Here is a 20,718-nt window from a genome sequence, read left to right as displayed (position 1 = left end):
GAATTAATCCTGCGTTGCTGCCTGCTTTAAGGATGGCCGGATGAGCGTGGAACGGGTGGCCGGATCACCGTGGAATCAGTGGCCGGATGTTCATGGAATAGGTGGCCGGATGGCCGTGGAATCCGCACCTTGAAGTCATAACCGAGAAAAGTGAAGCTCGTGGCGACATTGTGCCGCTCGAATATGTCGATGTAGACAATCTTCGACTTTTCTTCGTTGATGGTTAGGCCCACTTCACCCATCCGTTGCGTCAGACTTTCCCTGATACGAACAGCCTCGCTCATCCTTGTGCAGTGAATAACAATATCGTCAGCATACCGTTCGAACGGCACACCGCGATGCGTCCTATCCATCCAGCGATCAAAGGCATAATGCAGGAATAAATTGGCTAACAAGGGCGAAATTACGCCGCGTACGTTCTTGCATACTTTTCTCTCCGGTGCCTGAGCCAGTCGACGTCACGCTGGCGTTGAACCCGGGATCCGGATCAATCCGGAACACCACCAAAATTTCGTCCTTATGAATTTCGACACGCTTGACCAGGCTGCGGATGATCTCGCGTTTTGTGACGAAATCCAGTGCGCCCAATCGGTCATGGGCAGCCGCGGCAAACTCTTCGAGACGATTAATGACGAGAAACAACTCGCGCTGACCCACCTGATGACGCCGTGAGTCCTGAATCTGCTGATCAAGCTGTTCCAGGCGGCGCTTCAAGTTCCGCATCTTCGGATCAAAGTCCGTTTTGTCGATCATACCCTCGGCATAACTATCGATGAGCCGCGACTTGCCTTTATCCAGCTGCAGTCGTTGTCGTTCCAGCGCTGCGGTATCAGGATTTGTTTGTTCTTTTTCTTCGAGGACACCCAGCCGGCGTTCATATTCATTCTTTAGCCTTCCAGGGTGCGCGAGCAGTTCAACAACCTGCTGCCAGACCAGTTCATCGAGACGATCCGTTCGTATTTGCTGATTGTCACAGACGCGTTCGCCACCAAAGCGGTAGGCATCGGTTCCAATGCAACGATAATAGGCATAGTCCCGGCGTTGGCCTTTGGCCGCTGCCTTGCTGACCTTTTTACCGTAATAGGCGTAGTGACAATGGCCGCAAACGGTCAAGCCCTGAAGCAAATAGACCGCACCATGACTGCGCTGACGTGCTCTGCGATTCTCGGCAAGCTGCTCTTGAACAGACTGAAACAATCCTTCGCTGACGATTGCCGGTACAGATATCTCGACCCACTGACCTGGATCCGTACGTACGGTTGAATACCCCTTCCTGGGCACCTCGGCACTGTGGCGTTGTGCGCGTATCCGAGGTAAACGATCACGCGTCTGTGTTTTGCCGAAAGCAGCTCGTCACATGTAGGCTGGATTTTGCAATATCCCCCACACGGTACTGCGATCCCAGTACGGTTTACCTGAGGCGGTTAAGGTGCCTGTTGCCCCAAGGCGCCGTACCACTTCGCCGATGCTCAGTCGCTCCATCCCAATCCACTGAAATATGGCTCTGACCGTCGCCGCTTGTGGCAATTCGATGACGTACTGTGCGGGTGCTCCATCAAGTTGCTTACGAATGTAGCGATAACCGTAGGGCGCAGTCGAAAGCACATTGATGCTGCCGCGTTTGGACGCATGAAGCTTGCCGCGACGATTGCGCTCCATGATTTTGGCACGTTCATATTCCGCGATCATGCCCTGCATTTGCAACAGCAACGACTCCTCCGGCATGACGCCAATGGCATGATTGAGAAACACAACCTGCACGCCACACGCCGATAGCTCTTCCATCAGCAATGCCTGATGAGCATATTTTCGCGACAGCCGGTCTGGGGACAGAACGTAGAGACGATCGACCAAGCCAAGTGCAGCGCGGTCTCTGAGCCGTTCCAATTGTGGGCGAATCAGCGTCGCGCCGCTGACGCCGACATCGACAAAGCGCATGTCTTCAGCAACCTGGGCTCCATCAGCCACGATCCGCTCTGTCAACGCGGCAATCTGGCTTTCAATCGTGCCGCGTTTAGCCTGTTGGTCAGAGGACACGCGGGCGTAGAGCGCCACCATCACCGTCTGGCTCATTGCTCACCTCGCTTGGCAGCACGATGCTTTGTCACAGAGGGCTGGGATGGCGACAATTCTGAGGACGCCCGCGATTCTGTCGGCTTAAGCTGCTCGTAGGCCCTCTCGAGCTGCTCACAAGAGAACCGATTTGGCTCAAAAGCCAGACGAATATGCCAGATACGCGGTTTTCGGCTCATGACTGAAGTCTCCCATCAGTGGGGGTAATGCCCTCAATGACGAGAGCAATCTCGACGTCGGGGCATCCTGCATGCCTTGGGGCGAAACTGTCCCTGGCAATGCGCAGCCCCCATTTTATCCGAGAGTTTGCTCTGTTGTTGCCGGCGTAATAACACCTCCTTGAGGTGTTCCCCGTCCACGCTCCTGAAGCAACCCCGCCTCACTCCGCATCGACGCTTGTAGCCAGCGTCGACAGTACAAGATCACCCAATTCGTCATCTGATGATGCTCCAGAGCCTTGATGATCAGGTCATGCCCAACGTGGTCAAAGAACGCACTTATGTCCACTTCCAGTACCCAGTTCTTGCGTCGGCACCGAATGGAACACTGACGCAGAGCGTCGTGGGCCGATCTCCCTGGTCTATACCCATACGAGTCAGCATGGAAAATCGGATCGATCACAGCCTCCACGTATCTTTTCACCGCGCCTTGGGCTACCCGATCAGAAACAGTTGGGATGCCAAGGATGCGTTCCTTGCCGTTGTCTTTCGGAATGCGTTTTTCCCGCACAGATGGCGGGAAATACGATCCTGAGCACAACCGGTTCCAGATGCGGTAAAGGTTTTGATCTCGTTGCCGACCAAAGTCCGTGAGCGTCTGACCATCACAGCCCGGCGCACCACGGTTACGACGTACATCTTGATATGCCATCCACACCAGCGACTTCGGTATTTCGAATGCTTTTCGCTGCACTAAAACGTCATCCTCGTTCGAGTTGTGTCCTGCACAACGAAAGTGATCCCCACCCCTTCGCTCCAGTCCCATTACAGGCCCTTCGTCACTACTACGGGTGAGTCCGTCCCTATCCCTGCGATACGTGCCGAGGATAGGTTCTCACGTTCCCCAAAATGGCTTGGCTCAGGTTCTTGCTGCCTTAACAACGGGTGCCGTGCAGTCGGTAGACAGGTGTCCTCTGCACTTCTCGGGGCCCGGCTTTACAAGCCCGTTTTGACACCAGCTAAGATTTCGTCGCTTCATCAGTCAGTTCACTTGCGTTCAACTACCTGAGCCTTACGTGACAGTAGTTTCTCTGCCTTTACCCGAATCGCTCACCACCAGCATGCTGAACATGCTCGCAGCATCGGGTCGTTTGGTCAGTGCGCCTGTACGCCCTGACCGGAGGGCCGACCTCCATCCATTTTGGAACATGGATTGTCACGCCACCATTTTCATGCCGTCATGACTTCTCCTTCGTGACACACAAAACCAATTCTTATGTCCTAGCCGTCTACAGTCGTGTGTTGCCTATCGGCACCGTGCCGTCGTTCAGGTAACGACTCAGCGCTGTCCAGCGCCTGAATTTTTCGCGTGTCCATACATACGCAGATCCTCTCCAGTGATGAGCGTGCTGAGCCAAAAGTGAGCACGCCAAATCCCCGACAGCAGTCGATACCGTGGGGCGTTCACGGAGGTGAAATAGATCTGAAATATTTTCGGATGTGATTTCGATCGGTAACAGCTGGTGCTTGCGGTAACTGAACTTGGGTTGACTTGCCGATCTCAAGACCTATAATTACCAAATGGTAATTAATGGTGGTTGTAGATGCTCCGACAATCTGCGGCAAAAAGTGGGGATGCGACGTACAGATCTCGTCGCAGAATAAAAAGTAGATGGGCGTTAATAGTGGGTTGGCCGCTTGTTACAACCAGAGTGCGAATGTCAAGGCGCTTTGCTATGGCATCGTCCGTGCTGTTCGCTTCTGCGGTGGCAGTCTGGTACCCGATTCCTTACAGGGATAGTGTGACTACTGATGATGCCTACGTCCGGGCCGATCTGACCCCGCTAGTATCACACGTTGAAGGATATCTCGTGGATGTGCCGATCCGCGACAATCAGAGAGTGCGCTCTGGCGATTTGTTGGCATTAGTGCAGGATACTGATTATCGAGAAAAGGTTGCCGAAGCTCAGGCTAAGGCTGATTTAGCCGCTGCCGCGCTGGTCGAATCTCGCAGCCAAAAGCAATATCAACAGATTCAAGTAGAAGCGGCTGCGGCATCCTTACGGGCTTTACAGGCTGAGTTGGATCGCGCAGTTGCTGATCACAGTCGCTATCATGCTTTACTGCCAAGTGGATCGGTGTCTCGCCAGCAGGTTGATGGTATTGATGCAGACGTTAAGCGTTTGAGCGCTAATCTTGCCCAGAGGCGCGCCGAGTGGATGGCGGCGCAACAGCGGGAGAAAATGAGCAATGCGAGTATAAACAAGGCGAGAGCCAATCTTCAGGCTGCACAGTCGAGTCTGAATCTGCGCAATATAGATCTTGGCTGGACACGTATCACGTCTCCGGTTGATGGCGTCATTGGCGAGCGTCATGTGCGTCCTGGTATGTATGTGCGCACCGGAACGCTGATCGCCGATGTAGTTCCGCTGCCACATGTTTGGGTGGTCGCAAATTTTAGGGAAAGCGAGATAACGCATATACGCCCAGGACAGCGCGTTACTATTTTGGTTGACAGTCTGCCTGGCCAAGCATTCGAAGGTAAGGTTGACAGTCTTCAGCCTGCCAGCGGGGCGCAGTTTGCTTTGCTTCCAGCCGACAATGCGACAGGTAATTTCACTAAGGTAGTTCAGCGTTTTCCGGTGAAGATCACACTTGACCCGAGTCAGGATTCGCAGTCCTCTCTGCTCCCGGGTATGTCCGTTACTACGACCATTCACACATCAACCGGACTGAGTTCAGGAAATTTTATTGATTGGTTAACCGGCTGGCTGCGAGGGCGGGTGTGAGTGACTCTTTAGGCCCTGCCGTATCAGAAGTGAATAGTCGGCTGAAGTCGCGACTTTTTCCCGGATCTTTGATTCGATGGGATCGTCGGCGTTTTTCGGCCTGCGTGGCCGCTATTGCTGCAGCCTGGATGACCGTGCTCGGTGCCCGATACGTTGTGCTGGGATTTGCCGATGTACGGGGTGGTTTAGGCCTGGGGGTTGACGAAGGTACTTTGCTTTCTTCAGCTTATGCCGCTGGAGATGTCGTCGGCGTGGTGATTGGCTGCTGGTTGGCAACTGCGTTATCACTTCGACGGGTGTTGTTAGGGGCAACGTTGCTCTTTATGGCTACCTCGGTATTAATGGCGTTCAGCCCTCCTTATGCTGCTCAGGTCATCGTTCGCTTTGCACAGGGTATGGCCGGCGGGGTCCTATTACCGATGGCGATAGTTGCGCTATTGCGAACTCTACCGGCTAGGCATCGTGCTCTTGCTTTGGCACTGTATACCTCCGCCTCGACTCTGGCCCCGCAGTTGGCCGCTGCAATCACAGGCTGGCTGCTCGACCACTGGGGATGGCGCGCACTGTTTCTCGCAAACCTACTGCCTGGCATATTCGCATTGATCGCGGGTTTCTATGGTCTGCCGCGCGAAAGACTGCGTTTGCGGCCTTTGCTTCATATGGATCGGTTTGGAATGCTCCTGTTCGTTGGCGGGCTTGGCATGCTCGCCTGTGCTTTCGATCAGGGTAATCGGCTTGATTGGTTACAGGCAACCCCAATTAGAGTGTTGCTATTCGCCGGTACGGTTGCCATATGCGGATTTATATATCACGTGGTCAGAGTGAGGCATGATCGCCTGCTAAATGTAGAACTGCTGTCGAGACGCAATATAGTACTGGGCATTTTGGGAATTTTGCCTTTCAGTGTCGCCGTGACAGGTTGCAGCTATGTGATTCCCCAATTCCTTATACAGATACACAGCTATCATCCGCGCGAATTGGGAGCGGTGCTGTGGGATGCAGGCTGGCCGCAATTGATTAGTTTTGCGGGCGCGGTAGTGTGCTTGGATAGGAAATGGTTGGGAGGTCCCCGTCGTTTACTTGTATTGGGGGGCGTATTGGTCGCCACGGGTGCTCTGCATGACAGCTTGAACATCGACGGCTCATGGGAGGGCGGTGAGTTGCGCATTGGGCAGATATTGCAGGGCTTAGGGCTGCCCCTGATCTTGTTGCCACTGCTGTATTTGTATGTTGGCGATCTTTTGCCGCGCGAGGGATTGCATGCTGCTATGGCATTCAATGTTATGCGCAGTATCTGCGGTACGGCGGGTTTGGCTTGGGTTAGCACTTTGGATCGAGTACGTGAGCAAACCCGATCTAATGTACTTATGGATCATGTGAGCACATCCTCGGCCGCTGTTTCAGCGAGGCTGGATGCCCTTATCTCGGCAGTCAGTATGCGGTCCAGCGGCAGTGATCAGGCGACGGAACAGGCATTGCATCTACTAGCTAGTAATGTGCGGCTTCAATCTCAGATTTTGGCGCATGCCGATACCTTGGCAGCGATCGCTGTGGTTACATTAATAGGTGCAGTGTTGGCGGCATTTATGATGCCCTACGGATCGGGACATCCCAGTTCTAATGTCCGCCACGCTTGAGTACCATCTTATTAGCACTCCCGCCAGAGTGTATGATATTTAATGGTATCCATACTCAAAGGACTTCATTGATGTTGAGTCTGAATAATGCCCTTTAGTCTATTGCGACGGCGCAATTTAAGACTGAGCGAATCAGTCAGCCGATGAGGATTGCGGTGGAGGACGCTGGAGGGGATTTAATCGCGCATATCCGGATTGGTGAGTTCGGTATTAGCCCTTTAGATCTGGCTCGATATATTCAGTCAGACGGACTGCTCTTCGCTATAAATAGTTCGCACGGGGAGGGGGGCAGTTGCGATATATTCTTGGCGAATACAGTTGCTTTGCGACGGTACTGTTATAGGAGCCGTCGGAGTGATTGGCGGTGCGCGTGAGCGGGACGATTTAATCGTGTGAGCTGGCGTCGCAACTTTTAGTTAGCTCCGTCGCGCGTCAATGCCTGCATGGCAGCAGGTGCTCCATGCAGGAAGCGAATGATAGATATTTCGATAAAGCGATCCAGATTTTCCGGAACTGTCATGTCATATACCCAGCGACGTTGGGCAAGATAAAATAATTCACCATGTAATCCCCATGCAACTTCAAGCTCAGCCGACGATAAGGTCTCACCGGGCGGCTTTTCGCAGGAAAGCTCACGTAATTCCATCGCCACTGGTTCGATCACTTTGGTCTGGATTAGGGAAAGATAACGTTGACTGATGTCGACGCCCTTGAGTCCTGCAAAAATAAAAATCCTAACCCAGTCATATCGAAAGATCGCAGGCAAATATGCCTTGTAAAAGTCGATTAATCGCGCTTCCAAGGTCTTTCCAGGCTGCTTTAGCATTGCCTCCCATTCAGGTTGCCAGCGGCTAAGGTAGACCTCTTGGTACACTCTATCTATCAACGCCTCTTTCGTTGCGAAATAACGAAACAGGTTCTGGTGTGTGATTCCAAGGCGTTCGGCTAACTCGCGTAGGGTACCTTCGAATCCGACCTCGGCGAAAAAGCGTACCGCCTCTTCAATAATCTCCCTCTCACGCTCTTGGGGGGGCATGCGTTTGCGTTTGTTTGGCGTTGGCCTCGAGGAGTCGTCGATCGTCTCGGTGGCGGCACATTTGCGTTTCGATTGTGGTGATCTGATCATGCTTTCAGCATAACGATAGACAATCGCTTGGTAAACAAGGTGGGACGCTTTGCAGTGAAATGTCGCACCACGCTCACTAATTACTGATTGGTAAATAACTATTGATCGGTTGATTTTTTGCCCTATAATTACCATCCGGTAATTATTCGCGTTGAGGACAAACTGAAGCGCATTTCAAATCAATTAGGAGGATTTCTGTAATGGCTAAAGCCCCCGAAACTGTATCAGTCAACGATCAGCGTTTCCTTGCTGGCCAGGCGGCGTTTGAGGAGATCACTGGGCTGCGTTCTAGTGAATTCTTGGACGGGCTAAAGGACCTTGCTCCTGCTATAGGCCGATTTGTTATGGAGTGGGAATTTGCCGATGTCTATGGGCAGAGTTCGTTAGATCTGCGTACCAGAGAACTCATTATGGTAGCGGGATGTGTTGCGCTAGGAGCAACTGCTGCTCCCATTCTGAAACTGCGAATTGGCTCAGCCTTGCGTGCCGGTGTTTCGCGTCAGGAAATTATTGACACAATTATCCAAATAGGTATAGCTGCCGGAGTTCCTGCTGCACTAGCGGCGATTCAGTCTGCTGGAGAAGTATTTGCAGTGCTCGATGCTTAAAGTGTTATCTGTTGCTTTTTTAGTAGGGAGCTCGAGAATAAAAAAAGGCTCTGCGATGTTTGGAAGGCCCGGCTAGGGGTGGTCTGAGGTAGCCATATTTTTTTGTAAAATTCGGCTGCCTCCAATTTTGAAAGTGCCGATTTGATCCAAAACGCTCAGATCACTCACTCATTCCTATCTTTATTAGCCGCCGTGAGAGCCTCACGGCGGCTATTCCCTATATTACAGGCACACCTCTCCTGTATCGCTCGCTAAATGTCGGAATGCCATCCACAGATTCGACATTGCAAATCGCGTCGCCAGATGTGCCGTGTCCTTTGCCAGGCTAGGGAAGCGTGTTTTCACAAAACTGAACTGGCTATTGATCATTGGAAAGGGTGTTAGAACTTATTCAACATTACTTTACCGGTCGCTTCTGTAGGCTCGTTATATACGTCGCTCTGAATCGCATGCCTACCTGCAGTGGGTGTCGATGCGACTTCAGTGGGGATACTACTGCCAAGCTTATCCACTGCTACTGGGGCACAAAAACATAAATCTTTCTTGGGTCATTTTTCAATAAGCTCCAACATGTAAGCCTGTGCTTGCTATTGTGTAGCTGCGAAGCGACGCCCGGTCTGGCTCTGACGTAACAGCCGTATTCATCGTTAGCCGAGTAAATTTTTAAGCCCGGTTACTGACAAGCTTTTAAGCAGGTTGATCATCACTCCAGTGTTCCGTCACTTGAAGGATGTCAGCTTTGGTGGTCTTAGCTTCATGATGGTGAGAGCCATGGCAGTTTGAGAGTCTGCCACAGCTATTTGTTAAAAAGCTAAACTCGCTTCGCGTCTATATCCAGCGCTAGCTTGTAACTTTTCTGGTTTTCAAGGTTTTTAATGTAGTTTTCAATATGTGGAAATTCGCTCTTGGATTTGAGCAGGTTGAGCGCGCCTTTTACCACAAATCCTAGCATGAAGTCTGCTCCTGTGAGTCTCTCCTCGATTAAAAACTTTTTGTTATTCAAGTGGTTGTTTAGATAGGAAAAAACTTTATTGAATTCAGCTTCGGCGTAGTTGTTAAGGAATTTTAGTTCGGTTCCAGATTGTGTTTCAAACTCATTAAATATTTTCAGTAAGAACGGAAGCATTGCCGAGCTTTCTGAGAAATGGATCCATTGTAAGTAGTCAAGGTATTCTGCAGAGCTTTCTGTTGGTGCTAAATGAGGTGCAAATTTTTTTATCAGGATTTCTGCGATCGCGCCTGACTCCGCAATTATTTTTCCATCAAGCTCGATAACTGGAGATTTGCCTAGGGGGTGAATGCCCCTCAGTGTCTCGGGGGCTAGATGTGTTTTTTTATCACGCTGATACCGAATAATTTCATATGGTTGGCCTATTTCTTCCAGCAGCCACAGAATACGAAACGACCTGGAGTCATTGAGGTGGTGAAGTTTTATCATCATTTTTACGCCTTCTGAGTGATCTCGGTAAGGGAAATGTGCATTGTCTGAGGCTATCGATAGGTAATTTGCGGACTCGCAACGAGTAGGCAAGAAATTGTATCTGTCAATATGCGACCAGTCTACTATTCTGGTGGGCTGAATGCTCCGATAGCACTTACGGTCCGCTCCGAGTCCTTTGAGATCTGCATCTCGATGCTTGTCTTCTAGCGAGAGAGGAGTGCGCCCACAGAAATCCAAGGAGCTTTGGGAGGCTTAGGATTGGTTCTTTGCGTGTACTGCGGCGCTATGAGGATGCCGAGCGTGGGTTGGTGTTTAGACCTGCGGCGGCCATCAACAATTGCTACAATCTCTGGAGCAAAAAACTCACATAGACGACTGGTCTATTTTATGGTAGCTTGCACTGATGAAACCACGTTACGATGATACGCGCCAACATTTGCTCGATACGGGTCACCGAATGATGGTGGTTAAGGGGTTCACGGGTGTTGGGCTTAACGAGATTCTGCAAGCCGCAAGTGTGCCAAAAGGTTCGTTCTATCATTACTTCAAATCCAAGGAGCAGTACGGGCAGTGCTTGCTCGAGGATTACTTTCGCAATTATCTGGCGAACATGGATGAACGATTTGCCGCTACCGGCAATACAGCCCGTGAGCGGCTTATGGGATATTGGCAGAAATGGCTTGAAAGCTATTGTAAGCCCTGCGATGAGCAAAAGTGTCTTGTAGTTAAACTGAGCGCTGAGGTTGCAGATCTTTCGGAGGTTATGCGCCTCACTCTCCGTGACGGAACAGATCAGATAATTGAACGTATTTCTGGCTGTCTTGAGCAGGGTCAACTAGACGGTTCTTTGCCGCAAGGTGATGCTTACCGAACGGCCTTGGCGCTATACCAGCTTTGGCTTGGTGCAAGCCTGCTGAGCAAGCTGCACCGTAACAGTCGGTCGCTAGAAAATGCCATGGCTACTACTCTGATGATGCTGGTCCCTGAGGAGGCGTGATTACGAGATCGCCCACCCTCCCTCCTCGGTAGGGTGGCTTTTTTATGTGAAAAATAGCAGACTGGTCTAATTTTTCCGTTGATGCGGTTGTTTTTCCCCGCCATCCAAGGAGTGTGAAGATGTCTCAATCAAAGCAAATCAATCGAAGCGTTGTTCTGGCATCGCGTCCACATGGTGCGCCTGTCGAAGCGAATTTTCTTATTGAACAAGGTCCAATTCCTGAACCCGCAGAGGGGCAGGTACTTCTGCGTACTATCTATCTATCGCTAGACCCTTACATGCGTGGTCGCATGAGTGATGCGCCGTCCTATGCCCCTCCTGTCGAAGTGGGCGGAGTAATGGTGGGGGGCACTGTATGTCGTGTGGTTGCCTCAAAGCATCATGCCTATAAAGTGAATGACTGGGTGCTGTCTTTTAGTGGTTGGCAGGACTATGCGCTGTCTGATGGCAGCGACCTGACCCCTTTGGGCGATTCGCCAGCGCAGCCGTCTTATGCATTGGGCATATTTGGAATGCCAGGCTTCACCGCATACATGGGCTTACTGGATATTGGTCGGCCGCAGGCGGGTGAAACGCTGGTGGTGGCGGCTGCTACCGGGCCGGTCGGTGCGACTGTCGGGCAAATCGGCAAGATCAAGGGCTGTCACGTGGTCGGTGTGGCCGGAGGGGCGGAAAAGTGCCGGCATGCTGTCGAGGTGCTAGGTTTCGACGCCTGCCTCGATCATCGAGCGCCGGACTTCGCCGAGCAACTGGCCAAGGCCTGCCCGTCGGGTATCGACATTTACTTCGAGAATGTCGGTGGAAAAGTCTTCGATGCTGTGCTGCCGCTGCTCAATGCCAAGGCCCGAGTGCCGGTCTGCGGAATTATTGCGCACTACAACGATACCGCTTTACCCGACGGGCCAGATCGCTCGCCTGCCTTGATGGGGGCTATTCTGCGTAAGCGTATTAAAGTCCAAGGCTTCATTATTTTTGATGATTACGCGCACCGCTACGACGAATTCTTTAACGATATGTCAAGCTGGTTTGCGCAGGGCCGGATTAAGTATCGTGAAGAATTGGTGAGTGGTCTAGAGGAGGCGCCTAAGGCCTTTATCGGCCTGCTAGAGGGGCGTAATTTTGGCAAGCTAGTGGTTCGGGTAAGTGAAGACTAATTGCCTGTTGTTGGAATGACAGTGTTTTTTGCTCTGCCAGCTCAAGCTCCTTGCTGGTAGGGCTTTTTTATTTAAAAAGATCCAGGCCACTAAGTACAAGTAATGCCTGTGGGGGGATTATGCACGCACGCAGTAAGCGCTCGCATCAAATAAACGCCGCGTTCTGGCGTGTACTGGTTGGCTGCTTGGGGCTTTACCCAACGCTTTTGTTGGTGCTGAGTATATTAGCCCCGCTGACCCGTGATTTGAGTTTCCCAGTAATGGTATTGGTGGAGGTGCTGGTATTGGTACCAATCACCCAGCTTGTCTCCTTTCCGCTGGCCGGGTGGTTGGTTGCCCGTTTAAGGCGGATTAATTCGTGAACGTATGAGGCTGTTTTGGCCTGCTTCCCATACCGCACCCACATGATTAAAGCGATAACTAAGGTTGTCAGCATTAAAAATACTAGTCTGAGGAATGAAGATGCAAACGCTAATCATCAATGGACAGTCGCACCAAGTCGACGTGCCGCAGGATATGCCTCTGCTTTGGGTCTTACGCGATGTGCTTGGCCTCACCGGGACAAAATACGGCTGTGGTATTGCTCAGTGTGGCGTTTGCACCGTGCATCTTGATGGTCAGCCGATACGTTCGTGCGTGACCCCTGTTGCTGCTTTGACGGGCCGCTCAATCACCACCATTGAAGCCATCGGTGAGACTGCTGTCGGTCAAGCCGTTCAACAGGCTTGGCTGGCGCATGAGGTGGTGCAATGCGGTTACTGTCAGTCAGGGCAGATCATGGCGGCCACTGCTCTGCTGCAGAGCCAGCCCGCGCCAGACGATCAGGCGATTGATGCTGCAATGGCAGGCAATCTTTGTCGCTGCGCCACCTACACCCGTATTCGCACAGCCATCCACAGTGTTGGCCGTGTAGAGGAGGCGTGAGATGAAGAAGACAATCGAAATGAATGTTGATATGTCCCGTCGCCGTCTCTTGCAAGGCAGCGGTATCGCGGTCGGCGGCTTGGTGTTGAGTACCTGGCTACCGCCGTTGGTGTCCAAAAGCGCTGCCTCCGAGGCTGCTGCCTTAGGCCGGCTGGGTGATCGCTCCGCTGAGGGGTTCGGGGCCTTTGTGCGGGTGGGCCCAGATGGCGTGGTCACGGTGATCTCGCCGAAGATTGAAATGGGTCAGGGCGCGCAAACTGGTATAGCAATGATGGTGGCGGAGGAGCTTGAGGTCGATTTGGATAAGGTAGTAATCCAGGAGGCCCCACCGAACTCCGCACTGTATACCGATACCTTGCTTCAGTTTCAGGCCACTGGTGGCTCGACCTCTACCCGTTACACCTGGGAGCCGCTGCGTCGGGCGGGCGCTACAGCGCGCATTCTGTTGATTCAGGCGGCAGCGCTGCAATGGCGCGTCGCGCCGAGCCTGTGTCATGCGCAGAATGGCCAGGTGTTTGGCCCCAAAGGCCTGCAGGCTGACTACGGCGATTTGGTCGAGGCCGCTGCGACGCTGCCGTTGCCCGACGCGGTGCCGCTGAAAACCCCCGAGCAGTTCAAGCTGTTGGGCACTCCCGCGCAACGCCTGGACACGCCCGCGAAGGTCAACGGCAAGGCGCGTTTTACCATTGACCTGCAAATCCCCGGGATGCTGGTGGCCTCCAGCATCACCTGTCCGGTGTATGGCGGACGGCTGCGTTCGGTTGATGAAACTGAGGCGCGACGGGTGTTAGGGGTTCGCGACATCGTGCGTTTGGACAATGCCGTGGCCGTTACCGCAAGTAACTTTTGGGCCTGCCAGCAGGCCATCAAAGCGTTAAAGATCGAGTGGGAACTTGGGTCGAACGCTACTATCGGATCAAAGCAACTGGACCAGGAGCTGCTAGCCGCAAGTAGCCGTGATGGCGTGGTCGCTAAGCGCACAGGCGATATTGAGCAAGCCAAACAGGGATCTTCCAGCCAGTTCGAGGCCGTTTACGAGCAAGCGCTGTTGTCGCATTCGCCGCTTGAGCCCATGAGCTGCGTGGCCCATGTGCGTAAAGATGCGTGCGAGCTATGGGTGGGCACCCAAGTGCCGGTCTTCGCCCAACAGACGGCCGCCCAAGTCACCGGGCTGCCCTTGGAAAAAATCCAGGTGCACAATCAATTGATCGGTGGGGCATTTGGCCGGCGTCTGGAGTTCGACTTCATCACCCAAGCAGTGGCCATCGCGCGTCAGGTCGATTACCCGATCAAGCTGGTCTGGAGCCGTGAGGAGGACATGACCCACGACCTGTATCGGCCGCTCTATGCCGATCGTATGCAAGCCGCCCTCGATAAGCAGGGGCGTCCGCTGGGCTGGGAACACCGTATCGCTGGTGCCTCGATTCTCGCCCGCTATGCCGGCAGCTTGCCTCCCAGCGGCGTGGATGCCGATGCCGTTGAAGTCGCGGTGGAACCCATCTACCGCCTGCCGCATTTGCAGGTTCGCTATATCCGCCAGGAGCCGAGTGTCGTGCCCGTGTCCTGGTGGCGAGGCGTGGGCCCTCTGCGGGGGACCTATGCCCTGGAGTGTTTTATTGATGAGCTGGCGCACAATGCCAAGGCCGACCCGGTGGTCTACCGTTTGGAGCTGTTGGCGGACCAGCCACGTGCCCAGGCGGTGCTGCGCTTACTTGCTGAGAAGAGTGACTGGTACCAGTCTTTACCTGCTGGGCAGGGTCGGGGTGTGGCAGTAAGTTCGGTGTTTGGCAGCTATGTAGCAACTCTCGTTGAGCTTGAGATGCAGGGTGAATTTGGCTTGCGCATTAAACGCTTGATCAGTGTTGTGGACTGCGGCTTCGCGACTAACCCGACGTCGGTCTTGGCGCAGGTTGAAGGTGGGACATTATTCGGTCTGTCTGCTTCGTTGTTCAACGAAATTCTTATCGAGAACGGTCAGGTTCAGCAGACCAACTTCCACAACTATCGGCAGCTGCGCATAAGTGAGGCGCCAGCAGTTGAGGTGCACCTGCTGCCTAGCCTGGAAGCACCGGGCGGAGTCGGGGAAGCCGGTACTGCGCTGATCGGTCCAGCTTTGGTTAACGCTCTCTACGCTGCTTCCGGTACGCGCATTCGTCGGTTACCACTTAGCCGTGCTGGCTATTATCCGGTTTGAGGAGTTACTCGTGAATTTGATAACAAGTTGGCTATTGCTCGCTAGCGGATTCCTGGTGGCGCAGTTTGCGTATGCGCAGGAGGACTTACTTGCCAGGGGCGAGTATCTTGCGCGCGCTGCAAATTGCGTGGCTTGCCATACCGTGCCCGGTGGTAAACCCTTCACCGGTGGTGTCGAATTTAAGCTGCCATTCGGCTCGCTTTTTTCGCCCAATATCACTCCAGATAAGCAAACTGGCATCGGAGCCTGGACTGATGATGAGTTCGTTAGCGCGCTGCGAACCGGCGTGGGGCGCGATGGCAAACACTACTATCCAGCATTCCCTTATACGTCCTACAGCAAGATGTCGCGTGACGACATCCTGGCCATCAAAAGCTATCTCGATAGCCTGGAGCCAATCGAGCAGGTGGCTCAAGAGAACCAGCTGAACTTCCCGTTCAATCAGCGTTGGGGGATGTTTTTCTGGAATATGCTGTTCCTGGACGACAAGCAATTTCAAACCGAGGCCCAGCACTCTAGCGAGTGGAATCGAGGCAAATACCTAGTGGAAGGTCCTGGCCACTGTGGTGAGTGCCATTCGCCTCGGAACCTGTTCCAAGCTGTCAGCAAAGACCGTTCGCTTGCCGGTAACCTGATACAGGGTTGGAACGCTTACAACATCAGCTCTGACCCGATAAATGGCGTCGGTGCCTGGCCCACGGACGTGCTGGCGCGTTACTTGAAAGACGGCGCAGCGCCAGGATTCGGGTTGTCCACCGGGCCGATGGCGGAGGTGGTGGAGCACAGTCTGAGCCATCTGACCGACGCCGATCGTCACGCGATCGCAGTTTATCTCAAGGACTCACCGGCGCGCAGCGAAGGTGTGGCTCGTCCCCAGAAGGCTAAGCTTGCACCGCAGGGGGGCGACAATGCCCTTGGCAACAAACTGTTCGCCGAAGCCTGTTCTAGTTGTCACCGCTGGGACGGGACCGGAAACCAGAGTCAGACGGCCATGCTACGGGGTCTAAAGACGGTCAACGATCCTGCCGCCAGTAACTTGCTGGGCGTCCTGCTAAATGGGCATGGTTCGACCGACACTCGGGTAGATCGACGCATGCCGTCGTTCGGGACCATTTACTCCGACCAGGAATTGGCTGCGCTGAGCAGCTTCGTACTGAAACGCTTTGGCGAGACTGGTGCGCAGGTATCGGAGCAAGCTGTGGCCAAGCGCCGTACTGAGTCCCTTCATTGAGCCGAGGTGCCTCATGTCTGGTCTGATTCCACTGCTGGATGTACTCCTGGCGGAGCGCAATGCTGGCCGAGAAGCGGTGCTTGCGACCGTGGTAAAAGTCGACGGCTCTGCGTATCGGCGACCAGGAGCGCGGATGCTAGTCTCGCGCTTCGGCAGGCCCGAGGGGACCATCAGTGGTGGCTGCCTGGAGGCGGAAGTCGCCAGAAAAGCCTGGTGGTTAACTGAAGCTGGGCCTGCACTGCGTAGCTACAGCACCTCCGAGGCGGATGAGGGCAGTGAGGAAGCGCTTAGTTTCGGGCTGGGCTGCAACGGTAAGGTTCACGTATTGTTCGAGCGGCTGCCTGCCAGTGGACCTTGCGCGTTGATTACTGCGTTGCTTGGCGTTCGCGACACCCAGCAACCGGCGGCCATCGCCACGGTGATCGCCAGCTCGGCTGATGGTTCACACCGGTTAGGTGATCGCCTGTTATTAGTGTCAGGACAAAGCGCCGAGGGCGAGTTGCTGCAGTCGGCGCTGGCTGAGCAGATCAGGATTGATCTCCAACAGACCTTGGTGCGTGGAAAGTCATCCCGATATCTTTACCCGAATGGCACCGGCAAGATTGAAGTGCTTATGGAGTACCTGCCGCCCGTGCGGCGTTTGGTAGTGTTTGGTGCGGGCCATGATGCCCAGCCGCTGGTGCGCATGGCCAAGCTCTTGGGCTGGCATGTGACAATCATCGATGGGCGGTCACACTTTGCCCGAGCAGAGCGTTTTCCCGACGCTGACCAGGTGCTGGTTGGCGATGTTGAGCAACCTTTCGCCTACCGTGAACTTGTACGCGGCGCAGCGGTGGCGGTGATGACTCACAGCTTGGTGCAAGACGCGCACTGGCTGCAGGGAGTGTTGCACAGTGAGCCCTGTTATGTAGGGCAGTTGGGCCCGCGTGAGCGCACCGAGCGCCTGCTGGCCGGTATCCACGAGCAGCAGGGCGAGTTGCCGGGGCTGGCGTGTTTGCATTATCCGATTGGCCTGGACCTGGGCGGCGACACTCCGGAAAGCGTGGCTATGGCGATGCTGGCGGAAATTCAGGCGGTGCTCAATGGCCGCAATGGTGGCAGCCTGCGTTTCAGGTCCGCGAGTATCCATGATAGCGACCCAGTGCTGATCGCTAGCGAGACCGAAACCGAAATCGCTTTTGCTGCAGAGGCTTATCGGCGGTTCGCCGTGCAGCCTTGACGACTGATCAACCGAGGAACCTATCAGCATGAATCAAGCCATACGCGTTGTAGCGATACTGACCGCCAAAGGCGGCAAAGAGCAGCAGGTCGAGCAGATTCTGCGAGCTTGCGTGCATCCCTCGCGGGCCGAAGACGGTTGCCTGTCTTACGTCCTGAGTCGGTGCATTGAACAGGTCGGACGGTTTGTCTTCGTCGAGCGCTGGGCAAGCCATGAGGCGATAGCGCTTCATCGGCAGATGCACCATTACACGACCATGGCCAATGCCCTTGGCGAGCTGCTGAGCGATCGTCAGGTTTATGTGCTGGAGGCGTTGGCTGAGGATGGCGAGTCAGCCACTGGCTTCGACACGGACATGGCAGGGTGATCGTCGATCGACAGGGTCGGCGTTTCCGCAAACTTCGCCTGAGCCTCACGGCTGCCTGCAATTACGCCTGCACCTACTGTGTGGCCGATGGCCGCAGCTTGGTGGCCGCGCGTGATGAGCTGACGGCCGCGTCGATGCTGCGCGCCGTCGAACTGCTCAGGGATGTCGCCGGTATCGACGCGCTGCGCATTACCGGCGGTGAGCCGCTGCTGAGTGATCGGCTGGAGCCTTTTCTGCAGGGCATCGGTGCGCTAGCGTTGCAGGACATCAGCCTGACCACTAATGGACAATTGCTGGCCGGCAAGTTGCCGTTATTGCGCAGCGCGGGCATCCAGCGGGTCAATGTGTCCCTCGACACACTTGACCCGCGCGCCTTCCGCAAGATCGCAAAGGGCGGCGATCTGCAGACTGTGCTTAACGGCATTGAGCTGGCGCGTCGATCTGGTATGAGCATCAAAATCAATATGGTGCCGATGCGTGGCAGCAACCTCGACCAGGTCATGCCCATGTTGGCGTTCTGCCTGGAGCAGGGCTACGAATTGCGCTTTATCGAGCTGATGCGCATGGGCCATCTGGCCCAGCATGCAGAGGCTTTTCGTACCCAGTTCGTCGGCCAGCGCGAGCTGCTGGAGCTTATCGGCGAGTGTTATGTCTTCACACAAACCGAGGCAGCGCTAGATGCCACTGCGCTGCGTTATAGCGTGGGCGAGCGCGGGGCGTTCGGTATTATTGCCAACGAAAGCGCGCCCTTTTGCCGGAGCTGCAGTCGTCTGCGGTTGTCGTCTACGGGCTGGTTATACGGATGCCTATCATCCAATCGCGGACATTTTATGGGCGCGCTGTTGGATCTGCCGACTGAGCAGGCGCAGCCGCAACTGAAAGGGTTGCTCAGTCGTGCGCTGCAGGACAAACAAGACGCCACTTTTACCGGCAGTGCCCTGATTATGAAATCGGTGGGTGGCTAAGGTCGGCCGGCTTGTCGACGTCCAGCAGGATGCCCCTGTCAGCAAGCGTCACTTCTATCACCTGTTGCGCATGGGTGGCGATTAAAGCCTTGGCCCCATTCTCCCCTTGCAGTTGCATCAACTCCGGCCAAAAGCGCCGGCCGAACAACACGGGGTGTCCGCACTGGCCATCGCAGTAAGCGACAACAATATGTTCAGCGTGCGCATGCGCGCGCAACTGCAACAGCGTTGCGAGAGTAATCCACGGCATATCCCCGAGCAGCACCGCCACCGCAGTGGCCTGCGTATTTGCCAGGCTCTGGATGCCGGCGGCCAGGCTTGAGCCCATGCCCTGTTTGGCGTGGGCCGCACGTACCAGATGAATGTCATGCGGAATAGCCAAGGCCTGTGCATCATCCTCAGCCTTTAATACGACTCGAACATCGCTGAAGGCTTCTTTCGCGCGCAACAACGTCGCGCGCAAAAGGCTGCTGCCGTCTGCCAGCTGGGCAAGGCGTTTGTCGCTGCCGAAGCGTTGCCCGGAGCCGGCGGCGAGAACTAGGCCGACATATTCAGGCTTGCGGTGCGGTTCTGTCATGTTGAAAAAATCCTATGCTGCCCCCTGAAGAAGAGGGCCAGCCGTAAAAAACCACTAGGAGGCTTCGCGCTTCTCTCTGGAATGTGCAGTATTTTGCGTATACCGCTCCGGTTTCAGAGTGATTAAGTGGCAGTTTGGCGAAACCAAAGTGCGTTTCCACTGGGTAGTGAAGAACGCCGCGCCACAGGTCAAGTTGTTCGATCTGTCGAACCTGCACATGTCCTGGCTGGCCGGTATTTGCTGATCACCCCAGGCGAGATGGGGGCGTAATGCAGAGTATGCCCGCTACCAAATGCTCGCTGCGGCTAAAAACTCATAAATGAACGGGTTAGTTGATCGTTACTTGGTCAGATTGCTGTTTTTGAAATCGGCAAGCACTGAAATCAGCCAGAAATACAAGGTTTCTTCAGCCTTAGATTTTTTCTTGCAGCGCTTTGAAAAAGGCATCGATATTTTCGTCGTGGCGTTTGTAGTAGGTCCAGGGGCCGATCCGCTGCGATGTCACCAATTGCGCGCGCTGCAGAGCTGCGAGATAAAGCGATGTGGTGGACTGCGAGAGGCCCGTGCGCTCTTGGATGATACTGACGCACACGCCTACCGTTTCTGGGTCGACCTCCTGCTCTGGAAAGATTGTCCTGGGATCCTTGAGCCAATTGAGGATGGCAAGGCGCATCGGGTTTGCCAATGCTTTCAGTGCTTCGTTGACGTCAATGGTCATGGAATTTTGATACCTGTTTTTTGCGATATTTAGATATCTTCCGGGTTTGCGCAGAAAAATGGAAGGTATTGACGTGACCTCTGCGCCCGCCGTCTGTTGCAAGGACTGGCCGCTCCTGGCTGAAGTATTGTTGCTCTGTCAGGCAGCACTATCAGAAGCCTGGACGCCGAATTGCGGGACGATATGCTTGCCAAGTTCCTCGATAACCTCTGCTGCGGGGCGTTTACCATACTTGAGGTTCAGGATGACGTGATCTACACCGATTTCCTGAAGTGTATCCAGCAAGGCCCGAAGGTGGTTACGTCCTAGTCGAAATCCTAGATGGATATGCGAGGGCGGCGTGGACGGGTGTTCGTCCAGGTCGATATAAAGCGATTGCAAGAACGGCTTGTAGATAGTGCCACACTGTTTAACTATTAACCCGGCAATCAAATACACCAAATCATGCTGCGTAGGCGATACGTGGATGCCGGAAATAAGAACGGATTCTTTGAGGGCGTAATTGCAATCGTCTCATGACCGAGCGAACACGCCTTTCCA

General features: G+C 54.2%; 20 protein-coding genes and 2 pseudogenes. 12 read left to right on the top strand and 10 right to left on the bottom strand.

Going from position 1 to position 20,718, the window contains the following annotated elements:
* Nucleotides 1-26: 26 nt before the first annotated feature.
* The 4 genes from AC19YX_RS34855 to AC19YX_RS34840 form a co-directional block, all read right to left on the bottom strand.
* The gene (locus AC19YX_RS34855; protein ID WP_042946279.1) at nt 27-353 is read right to left on the bottom strand and encodes a reverse transcriptase domain-containing protein; all 327 of its coding nucleotides are present in this window, start codon (nt 351-353) and stop codon (nt 27-29) included.
* A 7-nt stretch (nt 354-360) separates the two neighbouring features.
* A complete protein-coding gene (locus tag AC19YX_RS34850; RefSeq protein WP_231998117.1) occupies nt 361-1,197 on the bottom strand; it encodes a recombinase zinc ribbon domain-containing protein in 837 nt (278 codons plus the stop codon).
* A gap of 156 nt (nt 1,198-1,353) precedes the next feature.
* Nucleotides 1,354-2,073 (bottom strand): recombinase family protein, encoded by a 720-nt coding sequence (locus AC19YX_RS34845; protein WP_500608002.1) that lies wholly within the window; start codon nt 2,071-2,073, stop codon nt 1,354-1,356.
* A gap of 294 nt (nt 2,074-2,367) precedes the next feature.
* Entirely contained in the window at nt 2,368-2,985 is a 618-nt protein-coding gene (locus AC19YX_RS34840; RefSeq protein ID WP_010562372.1) for a reverse transcriptase domain-containing protein, read from the bottom strand.
* Nucleotides 2,986-3,967: 982 nt separating this feature from the next.
* Here AC19YX_RS34840 and AC19YX_RS34835 point away from each other — a divergent pair.
* Nucleotides 3,968-5,020, top strand: coding sequence for an HlyD family secretion protein (locus tag AC19YX_RS34835; protein ID WP_010562373.1), 1,053 nt, complete (start codon nt 3,968-3,970; stop codon nt 5,018-5,020).
* The gene (locus AC19YX_RS34830; RefSeq protein WP_130926026.1) at nt 5,017-6,657 is read left to right on the top strand and encodes an MFS transporter; all 1,641 of its coding nucleotides are present in this window, start codon (nt 5,017-5,019) and stop codon (nt 6,655-6,657) included. Before AC19YX_RS34835 ends, AC19YX_RS34830 begins: the two co-directional genes overlap by 4 nt.
* Nucleotides 6,658-7,069: 412 nt before the next feature.
* Here the strand turns inward: AC19YX_RS34830 and AC19YX_RS34825 are convergent, their stop codons facing one another.
* Nucleotides 7,070-7,693: a TetR/AcrR family transcriptional regulator gene (locus tag AC19YX_RS34825; protein ID WP_500608001.1), complete on the bottom strand. Its 624-nt coding sequence runs from the start codon at nt 7,691-7,693 to the stop codon at nt 7,070-7,072.
* Between the two features lie 290 nt (nt 7,694-7,983).
* Between AC19YX_RS34825 and AC19YX_RS34820 the strand changes: the two genes are divergently transcribed.
* Nucleotides 7,984-8,391 (top strand): carboxymuconolactone decarboxylase family protein, encoded by a 408-nt coding sequence (locus AC19YX_RS34820; RefSeq protein WP_010562376.1) that lies wholly within the window; start codon nt 7,984-7,986, stop codon nt 8,389-8,391.
* A gap of 222 nt (nt 8,392-8,613) precedes the next feature.
* Here the strand turns inward: AC19YX_RS34820 and AC19YX_RS34815 are convergent.
* Both AC19YX_RS34815 and AC19YX_RS34810 read right to left on the bottom strand, forming a co-directional pair.
* Nucleotides 8,614-8,769, bottom strand: a pseudogene (locus AC19YX_RS34815) (IS5/IS1182 family transposase); the annotation flags it as partial.
* A gap of 433 nt (nt 8,770-9,202) precedes the next feature.
* A complete protein-coding gene (locus AC19YX_RS34810) occupies nt 9,203-9,832 on the bottom strand; it encodes a glutathione S-transferase family protein (protein WP_500608000.1) in 630 nt (209 codons plus the stop codon).
* Between the two features lie 403 nt (nt 9,833-10,235).
* Here AC19YX_RS34810 and curR point away from each other — a divergent pair, with 403 nt between their 5' ends.
* The 8 genes from curR (at nt 10,236) to AC19YX_RS34770 (ending at nt 18,883) form a co-directional block, all read left to right on the top strand.
* Complete coding sequence (curR, locus tag AC19YX_RS34805) at nt 10,236-10,829, top strand: TetR family transcriptional repressor CurR (protein ID WP_010562379.1); 594 nt, start codon at nt 10,236-10,238, stop codon at nt 10,827-10,829.
* 119 nt (nt 10,830-10,948) lie between these two features.
* Nucleotides 10,949-11,983, top strand: coding sequence for an NADPH-dependent curcumin/dihydrocurcumin reductase (gene curA, locus AC19YX_RS34800; protein ID WP_010562380.1), 1,035 nt, complete (start codon nt 10,949-10,951; stop codon nt 11,981-11,983).
* A 462-nt stretch (nt 11,984-12,445) separates the two neighbouring features.
* Entirely contained in the window at nt 12,446-12,907 is a 462-nt protein-coding gene (locus AC19YX_RS34795; RefSeq protein WP_010562382.1) for a (2Fe-2S)-binding protein, read from the top strand.
* 1 nt (nt 12,908) lies between these two features.
* Complete coding sequence (locus AC19YX_RS34790; protein WP_010562383.1) at nt 12,909-15,101, top strand: xanthine dehydrogenase family protein molybdopterin-binding subunit; 2,193 nt, start codon at nt 12,909-12,911, stop codon at nt 15,099-15,101.
* Nucleotides 15,102-15,111: 10 nt separating this feature from the next.
* Nucleotides 15,112-16,332: a cytochrome c gene (locus tag AC19YX_RS34785; RefSeq protein WP_010562384.1), complete on the top strand. Its 1,221-nt coding sequence runs from the start codon at nt 15,112-15,114 to the stop codon at nt 16,330-16,332.
* A gap of 13 nt (nt 16,333-16,345) precedes the next feature.
* Nucleotides 16,346-17,551 carry an XdhC family protein gene (locus AC19YX_RS34780; protein ID WP_042946283.1) on the top strand — a complete coding sequence of 402 codons (1,206 nt, stop codon included), beginning with the start codon at nt 16,346-16,348 and terminating at the stop codon, nt 17,549-17,551.
* A 28-nt stretch (nt 17,552-17,579) separates the two neighbouring features.
* On the top strand, nt 17,580-17,918 hold the full coding sequence (locus tag AC19YX_RS34775) for a putative quinol monooxygenase (RefSeq protein WP_010562386.1): 339 nt from the start codon (nt 17,580-17,582) through the stop codon (nt 17,916-17,918).
* Nucleotides 17,915-18,883 carry a GTP 3',8-cyclase MoaA gene (locus AC19YX_RS34770; RefSeq protein WP_500607999.1) on the top strand — a complete coding sequence of 323 codons (969 nt, stop codon included), beginning with the start codon at nt 17,915-17,917 and terminating at the stop codon, nt 18,881-18,883. Before AC19YX_RS34775 ends, AC19YX_RS34770 begins: the two co-directional genes overlap by 4 nt.
* Here the strand turns inward: AC19YX_RS34770 and AC19YX_RS34765 are convergent.
* The gene (locus AC19YX_RS34765) at nt 18,861-19,460 is read right to left on the bottom strand and encodes a nucleotidyltransferase family protein (protein WP_010562388.1); all 600 of its coding nucleotides are present in this window, start codon (nt 19,458-19,460) and stop codon (nt 18,861-18,863) included. The two genes, AC19YX_RS34770 and AC19YX_RS34765, sit on opposite strands and share 23 nt — an antisense overlap.
* A gap of 118 nt (nt 19,461-19,578) precedes the next feature.
* On the opposite strand from AC19YX_RS34765, the gene AC19YX_RS34760 reads away from it, so the two are divergent.
* Nucleotides 19,579-19,704 carry a hypothetical protein gene (locus AC19YX_RS34760; RefSeq protein ID WP_010562389.1) on the top strand — a complete coding sequence of 42 codons (126 nt, stop codon included), beginning with the start codon at nt 19,579-19,581 and terminating at the stop codon, nt 19,702-19,704.
* A 168-nt stretch (nt 19,705-19,872) separates the two neighbouring features.
* Here the strand turns inward: AC19YX_RS34760 and AC19YX_RS34755 are convergent, their stop codons facing one another.
* Entirely contained in the window at nt 19,873-20,178 is a 306-nt protein-coding gene (locus AC19YX_RS34755) for an ArsR/SmtB family transcription factor (protein WP_010562390.1), read from the bottom strand.
* 138 nt (nt 20,179-20,316) lie between these two features.
* Nucleotides 20,317-20,595 (bottom strand): annotated as a pseudogene (locus AC19YX_RS34750) (LLM class flavin-dependent oxidoreductase); the annotation flags it as partial.
* Nucleotides 20,596-20,718 lie beyond the last annotated feature (123 nt).

This window comes from Pseudomonas sp. MF09150 (assembly GCF_059862355.1).
This window is presented reverse-complemented; position numbering and strand designations above follow the sequence as displayed.